General features: G+C 39.7%; 16 protein-coding genes. 8 read left to right on the top strand and 8 right to left on the bottom strand.

Features of this window, described 5'->3' with window-relative positions:
• Positions 1-111 precede the first annotated feature (111 nt).
• The 5 genes from MHB83_RS10950 (at position 112) to hag (MHB83_RS10970) (ending at position 5,889) form a co-directional block, all read left to right on the top strand.
• Entirely contained in the window at positions 112-741 is a 630-nt protein-coding gene (locus tag MHB83_RS10950) for a hypothetical protein (protein WP_342496324.1), read from the top strand.
• A 164-nt stretch (positions 742-905) separates the two neighbouring features.
• On the top strand, positions 906-2,090 hold the full coding sequence (alr, locus tag MHB83_RS10955) for an alanine racemase (protein ID WP_137054752.1): 1,185 nt from the start codon (positions 906-908) through the stop codon (positions 2,088-2,090).
• Positions 2,091-2,208: 118 nt separating this feature from the next.
• The gene (locus tag MHB83_RS10960; RefSeq protein ID WP_342496325.1) at positions 2,209-3,708 is read left to right on the top strand and encodes a kelch repeat-containing protein; all 1,500 of its coding nucleotides are present in this window, start codon (positions 2,209-2,211) and stop codon (positions 3,706-3,708) included.
• 230 nt (positions 3,709-3,938) lie between these two features.
• Positions 3,939-4,778 (top strand): flagellin Hag, encoded by an 840-nt coding sequence (hag, locus tag MHB83_RS10965; protein ID WP_106029857.1) that lies wholly within the window; start codon positions 3,939-3,941, stop codon positions 4,776-4,778.
• A gap of 289 nt (positions 4,779-5,067) precedes the next feature.
• Positions 5,068-5,889 (top strand): flagellin Hag, encoded by an 822-nt coding sequence (gene hag / locus MHB83_RS10970; protein WP_044141245.1) that lies wholly within the window; start codon positions 5,068-5,070, stop codon positions 5,887-5,889.
• A gap of 32 nt (positions 5,890-5,921) precedes the next feature.
• Here hag (MHB83_RS10970) and MHB83_RS10975 read toward each other — a convergent pair whose 3' ends face one another.
• Positions 5,922-7,394 (bottom strand): FAD-dependent monooxygenase, encoded by a 1,473-nt coding sequence (locus MHB83_RS10975; RefSeq protein ID WP_342496326.1) that lies wholly within the window; start codon positions 7,392-7,394, stop codon positions 5,922-5,924.
• A 221-nt stretch (positions 7,395-7,615) separates the two neighbouring features.
• Here MHB83_RS10975 and MHB83_RS10980 point away from each other — a divergent pair, with 221 nt between their 5' ends.
• Positions 7,616-8,440 carry a methyl-accepting chemotaxis protein gene (locus tag MHB83_RS10980; protein ID WP_050945225.1) on the top strand — a complete coding sequence of 275 codons (825 nt, stop codon included), beginning with the start codon at positions 7,616-7,618 and terminating at the stop codon, positions 8,438-8,440.
• A gap of 36 nt (positions 8,441-8,476) precedes the next feature.
• On the opposite strand, the gene MHB83_RS10985 is transcribed toward MHB83_RS10980, so the two are convergent.
• Entirely contained in the window at positions 8,477-8,848 is a 372-nt protein-coding gene (locus MHB83_RS10985) for a DUF5412 domain-containing protein (protein ID WP_058014230.1), read from the bottom strand.
• A gap of 244 nt (positions 8,849-9,092) precedes the next feature.
• Here MHB83_RS10985 and MHB83_RS10990 point away from each other — a divergent pair, with 244 nt between their 5' ends.
• Positions 9,093-9,716, top strand: a complete 624-nt coding sequence (locus MHB83_RS10990; protein WP_050945224.1) for a poly-gamma-glutamate hydrolase family protein — start codon at positions 9,093-9,095, stop codon at positions 9,714-9,716.
• 16 nt (positions 9,717-9,732) lie between these two features.
• On the opposite strand, the gene MHB83_RS10995 is transcribed toward MHB83_RS10990, so the two are convergent.
• On the bottom strand, positions 9,733-10,281 hold the full coding sequence (locus MHB83_RS10995) for an ImmA/IrrE family metallo-endopeptidase (RefSeq protein WP_050945223.1): 549 nt from the start codon (positions 10,279-10,281) through the stop codon (positions 9,733-9,735).
• Positions 10,282-10,591: 310 nt separating this feature from the next.
• Between MHB83_RS10995 and MHB83_RS11000 the strand changes: the two genes are divergently transcribed.
• Complete coding sequence (locus tag MHB83_RS11000) at positions 10,592-11,491, top strand: N-acetylmuramoyl-L-alanine amidase (protein WP_050945222.1); 900 nt, start codon at positions 10,592-10,594, stop codon at positions 11,489-11,491.
• A gap of 220 nt (positions 11,492-11,711) precedes the next feature.
• On the opposite strand, the gene MHB83_RS11005 is transcribed toward MHB83_RS11000, so the two are convergent.
• From MHB83_RS11005 to MHB83_RS11025, 5 genes are all read right to left on the bottom strand, one after another.
• The gene (locus MHB83_RS11005; RefSeq protein ID WP_080984789.1) at positions 11,712-11,888 is read right to left on the bottom strand and encodes a type II toxin-antitoxin system SpoIISB family antitoxin; all 177 of its coding nucleotides are present in this window, start codon (positions 11,886-11,888) and stop codon (positions 11,712-11,714) included.
• Positions 11,857-12,627, bottom strand: coding sequence for a type II toxin-antitoxin system SpoIISA family toxin (locus MHB83_RS11010; RefSeq protein WP_050945221.1), 771 nt, complete (start codon positions 12,625-12,627; stop codon positions 11,857-11,859). Before MHB83_RS11010 ends, MHB83_RS11005 begins: the two co-directional genes overlap by 32 nt.
• A gap of 136 nt (positions 12,628-12,763) precedes the next feature.
• Positions 12,764-13,762, bottom strand: coding sequence for an inorganic phosphate transporter (locus MHB83_RS11015; protein ID WP_003210927.1), 999 nt, complete (start codon positions 13,760-13,762; stop codon positions 12,764-12,766).
• A 15-nt stretch (positions 13,763-13,777) separates the two neighbouring features.
• On the bottom strand, positions 13,778-14,395 hold the full coding sequence (locus tag MHB83_RS11020; protein WP_003212390.1) for a DUF47 domain-containing protein: 618 nt from the start codon (positions 14,393-14,395) through the stop codon (positions 13,778-13,780).
• 206 nt (positions 14,396-14,601) lie between these two features.
• The gene (locus MHB83_RS11025; protein ID WP_050945220.1) at positions 14,602-15,060 is read right to left on the bottom strand and encodes an ASCH domain-containing protein; all 459 of its coding nucleotides are present in this window, start codon (positions 15,058-15,060) and stop codon (positions 14,602-14,604) included.
• Positions 15,061-15,103 lie beyond the last annotated feature (43 nt).

A 15,103-nucleotide genomic window follows, 5' to 3' on the forward strand; every position in this document is an offset into this window, starting at 1 on the left:
GCAGATCTTTATGGTCTGTTTTCTTCATATAAATATTCTTAAATCACCTTACTTCAAATGCTATACTATGGCTAAACCATTCATGAAGGGTCATGATAGGAGGAGCATTGAGTGATATTCATCATAGGCATTATCACTGCTTTTATGATTGCTATTTTAGGTTTTACTGTTTTCATAGATGTAGGGAATGGATGGGGAACGGCTCTTAGCATCATCGGGGGACTGGTCATTTTAATCATAGCCGGTAGATGTCAAAGACGAAAAGAACAGAATGATCCCAACATATTATTGGACAAAATGATGATGCTTTTTCACGAAGATGGGTTTCAGGCATCTACCTATATCTTTTCGGAGCAAGTTGATAAGGGCTTTGCGATTGATGATGAGTTAAAGAAAATGCGCTTTATTGAATATCAGCCTGGCGGGTCAACTAGAAAAAATAGATTTGCAGTCACTGAGCTATCCATGAAAGATTTGAAACAAGTTGAGATGTTAGAAGATGGGGTGCCGATTGCTTCAGCTGAGAGAGATGATAAAGAAGAGGTCTCAACGCTTGAATTAAGATTAATAATGAATGACCGAGAGTCATCAACGATCACGATCAACTTCTTGCAATTTGATGTGCCTGTTCATAAAAGCAATGCTCAATACTTAGCTGAACGGGAAAATTTACAGGAGATTTATCATGATATTGATGCAATGATGAAATCTGCGGATGACATTGAATATCATCGCACATAGAGAAGAAATCACAGTTGATGTGGTTTCTTTTTTTTGTGAGACAAGACAAAGCAGGTTCAGTCATTGTAGTTGAATGTTTTTCTCAAAAATGAATAAAGATAGACTAGACGCAAAAGCGAACATGGAGATAGAAAGAACGCTCATGTGATGAGGAGGAAAAATAAATGAAAAAGCTATGCAGGGAAGTCTGGATCGAAGTCAATCTCGATGCGATTAAAAGAAATATCGAAGCCATTCAAGCGCATATTCCAAGGAAAAGTAAGATCATGGCTGTCGTGAAGGCGAATGCTTATGGACATGGCTCAGTGGAGGTAGCCCGGCAGGCACTGGAAAGCGGTGCGACGGAGCTCGCAGTTGCTAGCTTGGAGGAAGGCATTGTGCTGCGAAGAGCAAAAATTGAAGCACCGATTTTGGTTCTTGGATTTACCCCGCTCGACTGTGTGAAAAGGGCTGCGGCCTGGAGAATTGATCTATCTGGCCTTCGTGAAGACTGGATTGTTGAAGCAAATGAGATCTTAGCGGAAGAAGAAGAAAGTCATCGCCGGCTTGGGATTCATGTCAATGTCGACACAGGGATGGGACGATTAGGTGTACGAACGAAGGAAGAGCTGTTAGGAGTGGTGGAAGCTCTTGAAAAGAGTGAAAACCTTAGATGGGACGGGATTTTTACGCATTTCTCCACTGCAGATGAGCCTGACCCTGACTTCACGCTGCTGCAGCACAGCATTTTTATTGAATTTCTTCGCTTTTTGAAAAAACAAGGAATTAAGCTGCCAACCGTACATATGAACAATACAGCGGCTGCTATCGCGTTTCCTGAATTTAGCGCCGATATGATTCGGCTGGGCATCGGGCTATATGGTCTGTATCCCTCGCAATACATTGAAAGCTTAGACGCTGTTCAGCTAGAGCCCGCTCTCAGTTTAAAAGCAAGGATTGCGTTCGTAAAGGAAATGGTGACAGAGCCAAGGACCGTCAGCTATGGGGCAACGTATGTAGCAAAACCTGATGAGGTTATTGCGACCATACCGATCGGTTACGCAGATGGGTACTCACGTGCTTTATCAAATCGGGGATTTATGCTTTTCCGCGGAAAACGAATGCCGATTGCTGGCCGAGTCACAATGGATATGACGATGATCAGTTTAGGAGAAATGAAAGCAAAGCAAGGCGAGGAAGTCGTCATATACGGTCGTCAAAAGGGCGGAGAAATTTCTGTCGATGAAATCGCCGAAATGCTCAATACAATCAACTACGAAGTCATCGCCACCCTAAGCCGCCGCGTCCCAAGATTTTACCGTCGAGGCGGGAAGATTATTAAAATATCGACACCGGTGATGTATGTGTGAGGGTAAATAGCAGATGTACTTTGGAGATATTCATTCTGGTGTACAATGATAAAAATTAAATTTTATTACAAATATGACGATAAAAGGAGGGATATTTAAGATTTGGAGGAAAAAAATGATGAAAAAAGGTTTATTTTTAGTGCTTTTGACCATTTTTATGATGGTCACAATTCATCCGTTAAAAGCTTATGCAGCAGAGACAAATGGCTGGAAGAAGCGAGCGGACTTACCGGAAGAGAGACTTCATTCTAGTTCCGCAGTAGTAGATGGGAAGATTTTTGTTTTTGGGGGAAGCAGTGAAAAATCATATAGTAATAAAAATACCTACATGTATGATCCTCACAAAAATGAGTGGAGTTCAAAAGCTGACATGCCAAGAGAAAGAACAGATAGTGCTGCAGTGGCGATAGGTGAAAAAGTATATATCATTGGAGGAGCATATCAAGATAGCACAAATACGATTGATATTTATGATGCAGAATTAGATACATGGGCAGAAGCACCAATTAATATACCATACCTAGCTGTGACAAAAGGCGATATAAGTGCAAGTGTTGTAAATGATAAAATTTATATTCTTGCAACGAATAAAAGTCCTAATCAAGAACATAATTTTTATAGTTATGATACAAAAACGGATAAATGGCAACAATTAAAAATGTTTCCTCAGCAATTTACTGGTATGTCTATGTCAGAAGTCATTAACAATAAAATCTATGCCACAGGTGGGGAAAGAACAGTTAGTAATCATAAAAATGCCCAAGTATATGAATATAGCATTGAAACAAATCAATGGGTACAAACAAAGTCACAGTTGAAGTTTTATCAACTAGGGGCTGCATTTACAACATATCAGGGGAAATTGTTTATGGCTGGCGGTCAGTATGACGATGACAGATCCAGCCTAATCTCACCTTATACACAATATTATGATGTTATGTCTAATTCTGTGAAAAAAAGTATAAGCAAATTGCCTGAAGCTAGAGTGGGATCAAGTGCTGTAACACTTGATGGTACGATATATATCATAGGTGGAAGGAATTTCAAAGAATATTATCATTCAAAATCGATTAAAAGTGATTACAAATCAGTGATTTCTATTTCATTAAAAGAATTGCAAATTGCTGAAGGTGAATTAAAGCCAGATGATGGCACAACCGAAGAACCAAAAGATCAGGACGGGACAAAGCCTGATGATGGGTCAACAGAAGAGCCGAAAGATCAGGACGGAACTAAGCCTGGTGATGGCACAACCGAAGAACCGAAAGATCAGGACGGAACTAAGCCTGGTGATGGCACAACCGAAGAACCGAAAGATCAGGACGAAACTAAGCCTGGTGATGGCACAACCGAAGAACCGAAAGATCAGGACGGAACAAAACCTGGAGAAGAAGTAACAAAAGGTATACTTTCAATTACCATGATAAACGGACTGCAAAAGGATTATTTGCTATCAACGAAAGAAATTAACGATTTTCTTAACTGGTATAAAGAAAGAAGTTTTGGAATTGGGATGAACTTCTATGAAATCAATGATGAACACAATAAAGGCCCCTTCACAAGTAAGAAGGATTACGTGGTGTACCAAAATATCTTAATGTTTGATATCAAACATTAAGATATTTTTAAAATGGTAAAGCTGCTGATTTAAAATCAGCAGCATTTTTTATAGAATTGTTAAAGTTAGGATCAACGTCATGAAAAAAAGTGATATTTTTTTAAAAATCTGCTAAACATCCTATAAACACGTCCGATAATAGAATTGTCAGGGTTGATAAGCCCTAGAATAACGGACTTTTTTCAGACAAGGACGTCTGTCAGGTCCCACATACATGGAGGTAATAGGAAATGAGAATTAACCACAATATCGCAGCACTTAACACATTAAACCGTTTGTCTGCAAACACCGCTTCAAGCCAAAAGAACATGGAGAAACTTTCTTCTGGTCTTAAAATCAACCGTGCAGGAGATGACGCAGCAGGTCTTGCAATCTCTGAAAAAATGCGTGGACAAATCCGCGGATTAGAAATGGCATCTAAAAACGCACAAGACGGTATCTCTCTTATCCAAACAGCTGAAGGTGCATTGACTGAAACTCACTCAATCCTTCAACGTGTTCGTGAACTAACTGTTCAAGCGGGTAATACTGGTACACAAGATGCTACTACAGATCTTAAAGCAATCCAAGATGAGATCGACAACCTTTTAGATGAAGTAGATGGTATCTCTAATCGTACTGCATTCAACGGTAAAAAATTACTTGATGGTACGGCTACAGATGGATTTACTTTCCAAATCGGTGCTAACAAAACTCAACAATTAACTGTTAATATTGGTAACATGGGTACTGCTGCTACTGGTCTTGATATGTTGAAAGCAGATTACGTTGTAACAACTGCTACAGCTGCTAATACAGATGCTTTATTAGACAAAGTAGATGCTGCAATCAATAAAGTATCTTCTGAGCGTGGTAAACTTGGTGCAGTTCAAAACCGTCTAGAGCACACAATCAACAACCTTGGTGCTTCTGGTGAAAACTTAACAGCTGCTGAGTCTCGTATCCGTGACGTTGACATGGCGAAAGAAATGAGTGAGTTCACGAAGAACAACATTCTTTCTCAAGCGTCTCAAGCAATGCTTGCACAAGCGAACCAACAGCCACAAAACGTACTTCAATTACTACGTTAATGACAGGCCCCTTTATGGGGCTTTTTTTTATGCTGTTTTTTTCTTCGTATTTTCTCCAGTCTTATGATTCTTAAATCCCTCTGACAAATCATGAAAAATGACCTTTAAATTTGGCATACTCTAGCGAAACGATCATAACGAATGAGACTTTCACCTCATTTATTCCTTTTTTATTAAACAAATTCCATTAATGTTCGATAAATGGATTGTAAGGCTTACGAAAAAATTCTAATTTAGAACTTTTGGACAAGGATGTTCAATTGGTTCAAACACATGGAGGTCATGAAACATGAGAATTAACCACAATATCGCAGCACTTAACACACTGAACCGTTTGTCTGCAAACAATGGAGCAGGGCAAAAGAACATGGAGAAGCTTTCTTCTGGTCTTCGTATCAACCGTGCAGGAGATGACGCAGCAGGTCTTGCCATCTCTGAAAAAATGCGTGGACAAATCCGCGGCTTAGAAATGGCATCTAAAAACGCACAAGACGGTATCTCTCTTATTCAAACAGCTGAAGGTGCATTAACTGAAACACATGCGATCCTTCAACGTATGCGTGAATTAACAGTTCAAGCGGGTAACGTTGGGACTCAACAAACAGAAGATTTAACAGCTATTCAAGAAGAGCTCACGGCTTTGGTAGATGAAATTGATGGAATTTCTCAGCGTACAGCATTTAACGGAAAAAATCTGTTGGATGGTAGCGTTGAAGATGGATTCCAATTTCAAATTGGCGCTAACATTGAGCAAAATATCAACGTTCAGATCGGCAAAATGGACGCTGAAACCTTGACTGTCAAAGATATTAAAGTAAATGAAGATGGTTTTGACTTTGACGTTGAAGTAGCAAAAATTGATGAAGCCATCGGCGCAGTATCTAAACAGCGTTCAGCACTTGGAGCAGTCCAAAACCGCCTCGAGCACACAATCAACAACCTTGGTGCTTCTGCTGAAAACTTAACAGCTGCTGAGTCACGTATTCGTGACGTTGACATGGCGAAAGAAATGAGTGAGTTCACAAAGAACAACATTCTTTCTCAAGCATCTCAAGCAATGTTAGCTCAAGCAAACCAACAGCCGCAAAACGTACTTCAATTATTACGTTAATGAAAAAGCCCCACTAAGGGGCTTTTTTTGTTTCAATCTAATGAAAGCAAGTGATGCAAACGAAAGTCAGGAACCGCTTCATGGAAAAAAGCTCGATTGCGTTTATCGTCCTCTTGATCCCACTGACTCCACCATTCAGCCGTTTCTCCAGAAGTGTCAGCTTGAATCATGTCAAGCAGCTGTTCTAAGTTGATGATGTCTCTCGGTTCTATTAAGAAAGAATGCATCCGGTGATACGCTTCAAGACATTTAGGCTGTTTTGTGACAATGGCGTATTGTACGTAGCGATTTAAAAATTCTTGTACAAACGTTAAATGAGGAATGGTTTTTTCTCCTTTTAACTCGACGCCTTCCCACGCCATATCAGCAATTGCACAAAGCCACCAGCCAAGTTCACTCGCTTGCTGCATTTGTTGTAACGTGTCCTTTTCAAAAGGTAGCCGCTCATTTTCTTGTGCTTGTTTGAGCATGCGCTCAAGAGTTTGTGCTTCGAGTGCGGCCTTTGTCATTCCTTGACCATGAATGGGATCTAATGTACACAAGGCATCGCCCATCACCAATAATCCACTTGGCCAGTCGTGCATTTGTTCATAGTGATATCTCACGCAAGAAGGGACTCTAAATCCTTTTGGCTTTGTATAGGGCGTTAAATGAGTGATGGCATCTGCTATTGCGGGATGCGCGAGTGCAGCTGTTTCTGAATCAAATTGATCAGCGTCTGTTGTTGGATAATGTGATCCGCCAGCTGCAGAGAGAAGAACAGCTACTAAATCATGATCTACCCGTTCAAATAGTCCTGTTGGGATTTGCCTTTCCGGCTGACCCACTACGACCATTGATTGCTGGTATGGCGCTTCTGGTTGTATCTTGTAGTATCTTGTGCTGTAACCGAGTGACACCGTTAATTCATCTGCCCGTGGTAAGGTCAGTCCAGCATCCTTCAGCCATTTTGGCAATTTAGATATTCTTCCAGACGCATCGACCACTAAGTCTGCTTTCATTTCACGAATGCTTCCTGGTTTTTCATGCCGATCTTTCACGACCAGTCCGATGACTTGGTTTGTTCCCTCTTTCAACTGAAGTGAGAGGGCTTCATGTTTTTCTAAACATTGCACCCGTCCCTCATTTAACATTCTTTGCATCAGCACCCACTCTAGCATGGCACGTCTTGTGACGGCTGTTTCTTCGGTATCAGTAAGCGTTAACTCACCATCTTTTGTAATAAAACGAGAGGTTTGATGCCACGTATTAAATCCGCCCATTGTCAGTAACTCTTTTGTATAACCAGGAAATAGACGTTCCACTATTTGCTTGCCTAGTGGCAGCATTCTATGTGGATGAAAAGCTTGAGGAGTGCCGAGACGATTCTTAGGAGAGTCTGGCATTTCGTCCTTTTCGATAATGAAAACTTGATGATAAAACGTTGATAAAACTTTTGCAGCGAGTATTCCCGTCATGCCGCCGCCAATGACGATCGCCCGCTCATATGTCATAGGTTGTCTCACAACATGCGCCTCCAATGAATATATAAAATGATTACATGACCATTTCATCATATGTTGATACTTAAAGTATAGCAAATTTACGTTTTGTTGAATATAAAGAGGGAATTTCCTTCTTTTTACTCGTACATATGAGAAATAACTTTCATCATCATCATTATTTTTAAAAATTAACTATTATTTTAAGAAGAACGACCGATAAATAATACAAGGGGGTAGAGGAAATGGATATACTACAGAGTATAGTGACAGCAGCACCTTATATGATGCAGATTTTAAAAAATGAAGTGACGATGGGTGTCATTGACCGAGAGAAATTTTTGCTGTATTTGCCATCGAAAGATGTTGATTTTCAAATTCGAGCTGGTGAACGTATTAAACCAGATGATCTGAATATGAAAAAAGCGCTGAGAGGTGAGACATCGAGTATGTTTGTGCCTGAATCAGTATATGGAGTACCATTAAATGCGATGGGATTGCCCATTTTTGATGAAAACGGGCAAGTGATTGGTGCCCTCGCTTTAGGATTTCCACTCAAAAATCAAATAGAGCTTGAAGCGTATATGGATTCATTGAATGACATTATTCAAAGTATTCAAGAAAAAGTGCACGTGGTGGCGGCACATTCAGAAGAGCTCTCTGCTACAAGTGAGGAGATGACCTTACAAACGCAGCAAACTCTTGAAAGCTCGAAACAAACAGCCGATATTACAAAAATGATTAAAGGCATCTCGAAACAAACGAGTTTGCTAGGATTGAATGCGTCAATTGAAGCTGCCAGGGCAGGAAAAGAGGGAGCAGGTTTTAGTGTTGTAGCAAGTGAGGTTCAAAAGCTTTCAAGTGAAACTTCACGTGCAACAGAAAACATCGAAAGCTCACTGCAAGGAATCTCCTCCAATATACATACATTACTTGAAAGTATGGACCATATGAAAGGTTCTTCATCGGAACAGGCTTTACTTGTGACAGAGTTTAGTGAAATTGTCGATCGATTGACGACGGTTAGTAAGAATATGAAGAAATTCATGCAAACCGTCATGTCAACGTAAAAAACGAATCCAAGAGGGATTCGTTTTTTTGATGCATTATTTTCTCTTGTTCTGATCAAAGCGATAATCGTACGTATCGCCTTTCACCACATTTAAAAACTCATGTCCAATTTGAACAAGCTGTCCGTTTTTCCATTTGATGAGAGGGTCCTTATCAGGGTATTTCCAGTAAATCGTTTTCTTGCGGTGGGTCAGTTTGTTTTCAATTTCTGCTCTGACTGCGTTTTCCTTTAGCTTTCCTCCGCTATGCTGATAGGTGTTGATGATGTACATTCCGTCAGGTGATGACATCGAGCGGATGAATGTTCCGTGAGACACGCCTTGAAGAGAGAAGCATTTCCAATAAATAATGCCAGCGAAGCTAAGGAGTAAGATGATAAGAGTGAGGGTGGTTTTCTTTTTTAACATGAATTCCTCCAGATGTAGATCACAATATTTCTAATTTATGAGAGAGAATACAAAAAGATTCATATAGTCCAAAAGTTCTATTCGTTTCAATTATCGGTCATTTTTTCTCAAAATTCAACAGAATGCCGTAAATGTAAGGAAAATTTAAGGAAGAATTCAAGTGGTATATTTGATTCGAAACCTCTTTACAAAAGAATGAGGGATCAGTAGACTTATGCTCATATAAAGAAATGGAGCAGATGACATGAGGCAAATTATCGATACGTATGAAAATTATGAAGAGCTCTCCGCTCATGAAAGAAAAGGGATTGATTATCAAATTCTTCACAAGCGGAAAGGTGACCAGCTGCTAGTTTTGTCTCCTCATGCTGGAGGAATTGAATCAGGCGTGAGTGAGCTTGTTCATGAAATTTCTAGTGACTATTCTATGTATTTATTTGAAGGCCTTAAAGTAAAAGGCAATCATGTTCTTCATATTACAAGTACACGCTTTGATGAGCCGCTTTGCCTTTCAGAAGTGCATACCCATCATTATACGTTTGCACTTCATGGCTACGGAGAAACAGAGGTGCTTCAAACGTTAGTGGGAGGTACAGACAGAGAAAGAGCGGCAGAAACTGTGAAGCGTTTAACGCAAAATGGCTTTCAAGCATTGCTGCTAGCCGAATCTGATCGTTTTTCTGGAACGCATCCTGATAATATCAATAACAAATGTCTGACAGGAAAAAGTGTACAACTTGAAATTAGTCAGGCGCAAAGAAGAGCATTCTTTCAAGACTTTAGGCGTCAATACCGGCGAGATACACAAACTGAACAATTTTATCGATACACAAATGTACTCAAACAAGTATTAGCCCTTTATGAATAAACTTTTATGCGATGATTTACGTTTGATAAACTGCTTCTTTTTCAGCGACTCTTTCTGCTTTCATTAAATAAGACGTAAACTCCTGTTGAAAGCGAATACCTGCTTTTCGCTGTTCGAATAAGGCAAGCCGTTTTTCAGCAAAAGCCCAAGTGACGTGAAACGTTTGAGCAATATGCAAAATGGCTTGCTGCCGAAGGGGTGGAAGCTTCATTTTCATCAGTATAAAGGTTGGAACACAAAAGTGATACATGAATTGTTTTGCCTGAAACTCCTGCAGTTCTCGAAAGAGTTTGTTCATTTTGAAATGATTGCCTGTATGCTTTAGCACATGACAAAGCTCGTGGGCGAAATCCTGCCACTGTTCTTCAGGTGATAGGGATCTGTTTAAGATAATACTGTAAAGACCTTGATGCTGGATCATCATGCTGCCAGTCTCCTCGTAATGGACCCACACGCGAAATTCAGAAGCGATCCTTTGCATCTCTCTATAAGCAGGACCGCTTATTTGTAATTGAGCATATAAACGCTTAATATCTTCTTCTAAATGGGTTAAAAAACCAGTCATTTGAAAACCTCCGCACAAACGTATGTTCTATTTTTGGCGTAAAAGAAAAGTCCATATAGGACTAAATAGCTAAATGAGCTATTACTTACTTTTATTATCGGCTTATTTTTAACAATTTTAACATAAAATCAAGGAAAAATGGAATTAATTCCTGTTTTTTTCTGTATTTTTGCACGTTTCACGACTAAAAAGAGTGAATTGAATTCAAATTTTACCATAGTCTTCTCATGAAAACAAACAAGTATTGTCTTACGAATGCCACCGATTGATGAGAAAGATCAATTCAATCTAGCAAAAGGGAGTGCAGTAGATGGTACAAATTTATCAAGATTTTATTCCAGTTGGAAACGGAAACCGCCCAGGATATGCGATGACACCGGAGTATGTAACGGTGCACAACACAGCAAACACGTCAAAGGGAGCGGATGCGAAAAGTCATGCGGCCTATGTAAAAAGCCCAACGACAGAGGTGAGCTGGCACTTTACAGTGGATGATCATGAAATCTTTCAGCATCTGCCGTTAAATGAAAATGGCTGGCATGCAGGGGATGGTCATGGGAATGGTAACCGGAAGTCGATCGGAATTGAAATTTGTGAGAATGTAGATGGGAATTTTCAGCAAGCGGTCAAACATGCACAATGGCTCATTCAAAAGCTGTTAAAAGAACATCACATTCCGCTAGCAAACGTGGTCACACATCAGTACTGGTCTGGAAAAGCATGTCCACGCCAGCTTCTATCTACTTGGGATGAATTTAAAAAAGGGATTGGAACGGCAGAAGATCCGGAGACGGTCATCACGTATGTCGTGAAAAGCGGTGATACGTTAACGAGTATTGCGAAAGCTCACGGGGTCACAGTTCAGGATTTACAGAAGTGGAATGACATTAGCGATCCGAACAAGATTCAAATTGGACAGGTTCTCAAAATTTATCGTAACGATGCAAAGAGCTTGTATGAGCTGCCAGATGGGGTTTTAAAGGTGACTTCTCCATTGACAAAGGGAGAGCATGTACGCCTCGTCCAGCAGGCGCTTGCTGCTGTTTATTTTTATCCTGATAAAGCAGCTGCAAATAAAGGAATAGACGGAGTTTACGGAGAAAAAACGGCGAACGCCGTAGCGCGTTTTCAGCTGGTAAATGGTCTGACAAGTGATGGGGTATACGGACCTAAAACGAAGGAAAAGCTTTTGAAGCTGTTAAGTAAGTGAGTGTTTCTGTTTGTATGATTGGATGATTGCTTCACTTTGCTCATTTAATCGACGCATATAAGGCGACGACTTATATTCAGCAAACTGAACATATCTCAATTGTTTGATTTTCTTTTTCATTTATTGGCACCTCAATCGTTGCAGCGTATAGATTATTGTATGCAAGTCTATGTGAAAATGGAAGCAGGACGCGGATTTTGTTCCGCGTCCTTTAGTGTAATCAAGCCCTTTTATTTTTATACTCATCCAAGAGCTGTTCGTTCTTTTTAAAAATACGCTCAGTATGGGGGCTTACCTTGTAATCCGCCATACTAATATGTTGCTTTTTCTTTAAAATCTTAAAAGGGTTTTTCTTGCGATTGTTGTTATCCCCTTGAAGTGCGTGGTCCATCTTCATCACCTTCCTCTTCGTCAGGCAAGATTAGGTCATAAATTGTTGTAAGTGACGTCATTAATAAATAGTCGAACTCAGTGACAATGTCATCAGAGGTGAGCTTAATGACGAAGTGATCATCTGCTACAGAAAACGGGATGAGCACCAATTTGCCGAAATCATCGTAATAGACTTCCTGCCTGTCAAGCTTCGCCTGAATAAGAGAGCGCTGGTCAAGTGTCCGCAGCAGGTCATCTTTTTGTTCCTGCGTATCGTATGGACAAAGAACCGCTTGAATATTCATTTTGTCGGCAAAAGAATAAATGAGCCGTTCAATTCCCTCTATATATGCCTCTACACTTCCATAATATACATGAATCGGTTCATTTTTCAATAGGTATTGGTACGTTTTTAGCTTATTGAGGTAAGAATGAAGTAGATCGTTATTTTGTTCTAGGAGTTGATGGGTGTCGGTTTCCAGTTCGTGATTTCCGAGTTTTTTAATATAGGAGCTGAGAAAGATGAATGCATCGGTTAATGCAAAAAAAACGGCAATAATCAAGTAGTGCATCCAATCGGTGAAGATTGAAGAAGGGTCATTTGTCCAGTACACAACAGCACCAGCTACATAAATCCAATACCACGTTTTACGAATGGCAAACATCTTTTCTTTTACTTTTTGTTCAAAGCGCCATACGGCAAATACATATACAGCAAGAGCACCTAGCAATAACCACACGGTCAATTGAAAAAATAATAGCATGTTCTTCTCTCCCATAGACAGATGGATACTTATTCATTTCTATGGATATGATTGGAAACCCTGCTTCATGAAAAAATGGCTTGCAGGAAAAGGGTGCAGACAAATAAAAAAAGACCTGTCTGACAGGTCTTTGATATTAGATAATCGCATTTAACACAAAGTATATAAGAGCCCCTAGAGTTCCCGAAATCGGTAATGTGATCACCCAAGTGACGAGCATGCGTTTTGCCGTACCCCAGTTTACTCCTTTTACTCTGTGTGCAGAACCTACACCTAGAATAGAAGATGAGATCACGTGAGTGGTACTAACAGGTAAGTGAATAAATGTCGCTCCGAAGATAATAGCTGCACCCGTTAAGTCAGCTGATACTCCGTTTACTGGACGAATTTTCATAATTTTACCGCCGACTGTTTTAATAATCTTCCAGCCGCCAATAGAAGTACCTAGTCCCATTGCAAGCGCACAAGAGAATTGTACCCAGAAAGGAATGTCGTCAGTTGTATGCAAATTACCTGCAATTAAAGCCATCGTAATAATTCCCATCGCTTTTTGCGCATCGTTTGTTCCGTGGGTATACGATTGCAGTGCAGCAGTTAAAATTTGAACACGTCGGAATTGTTTATTTGTTTTTGCGAGATTGTTGTTTCTGAATATAATTTTGATAATGGTATACACGATATATCCCAATACGAAAGCTAGGATAGGTGAAAGCAACAGTGCTTGAATGATTTTAATGAACCCCGAATAGTTTAAAGCGCCAAAACCAGCAGAGGCAATAACAGCTCCTGCAATTGATCCGATCAGTGCGTGCGAAGAACTACTCGGAATTCCGTAATACCAAGTAAGCAAGTTCCAAGTAATGGCCGCAATTAAAGCAGCCAAAATGACGACAGAACCGTTTTGAAGTGTGAAAGGATCTGCGATGTCTTTTGTAATGGACTTTGCCACACCTGTAAATGTCATTGCTCCTAAGAAGTTCATGAACGCTGCCATAATAATAGCATGTCTAGGCTTTAACGCCTTTGTTGAAACCGAAGTGGCAATGGCATTTGCTGTATCGTGGAATCCGTTGATGAAATCAAAAGCAAGTGCACAAATGACAATAAATATGGTAAGGATGAGTAATGTGTCCATGTTTAACTAACCCCGTTACGCATTCTTCATAATGATTGTTTCTAGATTGTTGGCAACACTTTGACAGGAATCAGCAATTTCTTCAAGTGTTTCGTAAATTTCTTTGTATTGAATGACCTTGATTGGATCAGTTTCTTTTCCGAACAAGTTCTTTAGTGATTTACGATAAAGATTGTCACAATTATGCTCGATCTCTTTGATTTTGATTGCGTGTGGTTGAATATCTTTTAAGCGATTTTCAGCCAGTAAATCGATTGTAATTAAAATTTCCTTTGCACATTCTCTGATGTAGTGGCTGAATTTGTCGATATGTTCGTCAGAGCTTGTCATTGAATAAATTTCCATTGTCGCTGAAAAATGCTCAATTCCATCTAAAACATCGTCGAGGCTATTCGTCAATTGAAGAATGTCTTCACGTTCAATCGGCGTAATAAAGGCTTTGTTCAGCTCTTTAATCATCGTATGAACATGATTATCACCTTTTGTCTCATATTCCTTCAATGTGTCAGAAAATTCTTTCAGAGTGGTTTGATTTGTTACTTTATAGCTAACAAAATACTCAGCAGTTTCATCTAAATTTTTAGCAATTTCCGTTAACAAGACGGAAAACTTGTCTTTTTTCCTTTTTAACATGTAAAAACCCTCCATTGTATAAATGAGACAATGCACACATCAAATAATTATATATTCTTTTGTCGAAAAAAAACAGGTGTAGTCGAAAATTTCTTCACTTTTTCTATTTGATCTTATTCTGACCTAAAGATGTGTTCTCAACACACCTTTTTCAGAAAGGAGAAAAGAAATGAAAAAAGCGGTCCATTCTTGGCGCCGCTTAAAGCTTAAGAAGCTGAATATATTAGTTTAAATCGCTCGCAAACTAGGAGCATGTCTTCTTTAAATTCTAATCCGTACGGTTTGAGTGCTTCTGTGAAAAATGCTTGATGGGCTTTGTACCAATAGTTATAAGAAAGATCGCCTTCGCCTTCTGCTTGGGCAAATGATTCTGGAACCTCATTCATTGGCATGACATCTACATGTGTGATCTCTATGATGGCTTTTGGTTCGTCATGGCTGTCTAAAATGACCGCATATTGTCCTGCCTTTGGAAGCGGCTCCTGTTCCTTTTCGTAAAAAAGATGCCCAGAACATGTCGCTGTTTTTTTCCCTTGCAGAACAAGGTCAAGTAAATGATCTGGGTCTGCTCCAAATGCCCAAGCGGAAACAGATGCGTCAATTGGTGCGCTTTCTGATTTTTCTTTCCAATAAGTTTCCCAAAATAAGGTGCTCTGCTGATTCATCATTCTTCCCCCTTTGTGATGCGTTTATTATACCGCGAAATCA

It is taken from the genome of Bacillus sp. FSL K6-3149 (genome assembly GCF_038630515.1).
In the GTDB taxonomy this organism is placed as follows: Bacteria; Bacillota; Bacilli; order Bacillales; family Bacillaceae; genus Bacillus; species Bacillus pumilus.

Excerpts from the sequence above, each read along its gene's own strand:
- hag (WP_106029857.1), top strand. The coding sequence starts at position 3,939 with ATGAGAATTAACCACAATATCGCAGCACTTAACACATTAAACCGTTTG.
- alr (WP_137054752.1), top strand. The coding sequence starts at position 906 with ATGAAAAAGCTATGCAGGGAAGTCTGGATCGAAGTCAATCTCGATGCG.
- MHB83_RS11005 (WP_080984789.1), bottom strand. The coding sequence starts at position 11,888 with ATGAAGATGGACCACGCACTTCAAGGGGATAACAACAATCGCAAGAAA.
- MHB83_RS10990 (WP_050945224.1), top strand. The coding sequence starts at position 9,093 with ATGAGGCAAATTATCGATACGTATGAAAATTATGAAGAGCTCTCCGCT.
- MHB83_RS11020 (WP_003212390.1), bottom strand. The coding sequence starts at position 14,395 with ATGTTAAAAAGGAAAAAAGACAAGTTTTCCGTCTTGTTAACGGAAATT.
- MHB83_RS11000 (WP_050945222.1), top strand. The coding sequence starts at position 10,592 with ATGGTACAAATTTATCAAGATTTTATTCCAGTTGGAAACGGAAACCGC.
- hag (WP_044141245.1), top strand. The coding sequence starts at position 5,068 with ATGAGAATTAACCACAATATCGCAGCACTTAACACACTGAACCGTTTG.
- MHB83_RS11025 (WP_050945220.1), bottom strand. The coding sequence starts at position 15,060 with ATGAATCAGCAGAGCACCTTATTTTGGGAAACTTATTGGAAAGAAAAA.
- MHB83_RS10995 (WP_050945223.1), bottom strand. The coding sequence starts at position 10,281 with ATGACTGGTTTTTTAACCCATTTAGAAGAAGATATTAAGCGTTTATAT.
- MHB83_RS10980 (WP_050945225.1), top strand. The coding sequence starts at position 7,616 with ATGGATATACTACAGAGTATAGTGACAGCAGCACCTTATATGATGCAG.
- MHB83_RS11010 (WP_050945221.1), bottom strand. The coding sequence starts at position 12,627 with ATGCTATTATTTTTTCAATTGACCGTGTGGTTATTGCTAGGTGCTCTT.
- MHB83_RS10985 (WP_058014230.1), bottom strand. The coding sequence starts at position 8,848 with ATGTTAAAAAAGAAAACCACCCTCACTCTTATCATCTTACTCCTTAGC.
- MHB83_RS10960 (WP_342496325.1), top strand. The coding sequence starts at position 2,209 with ATGAAAAAAGGTTTATTTTTAGTGCTTTTGACCATTTTTATGATGGTC.
- MHB83_RS11015 (WP_003210927.1), bottom strand. The coding sequence starts at position 13,762 with ATGGACACATTACTCATCCTTACCATATTTATTGTCATTTGTGCACTT.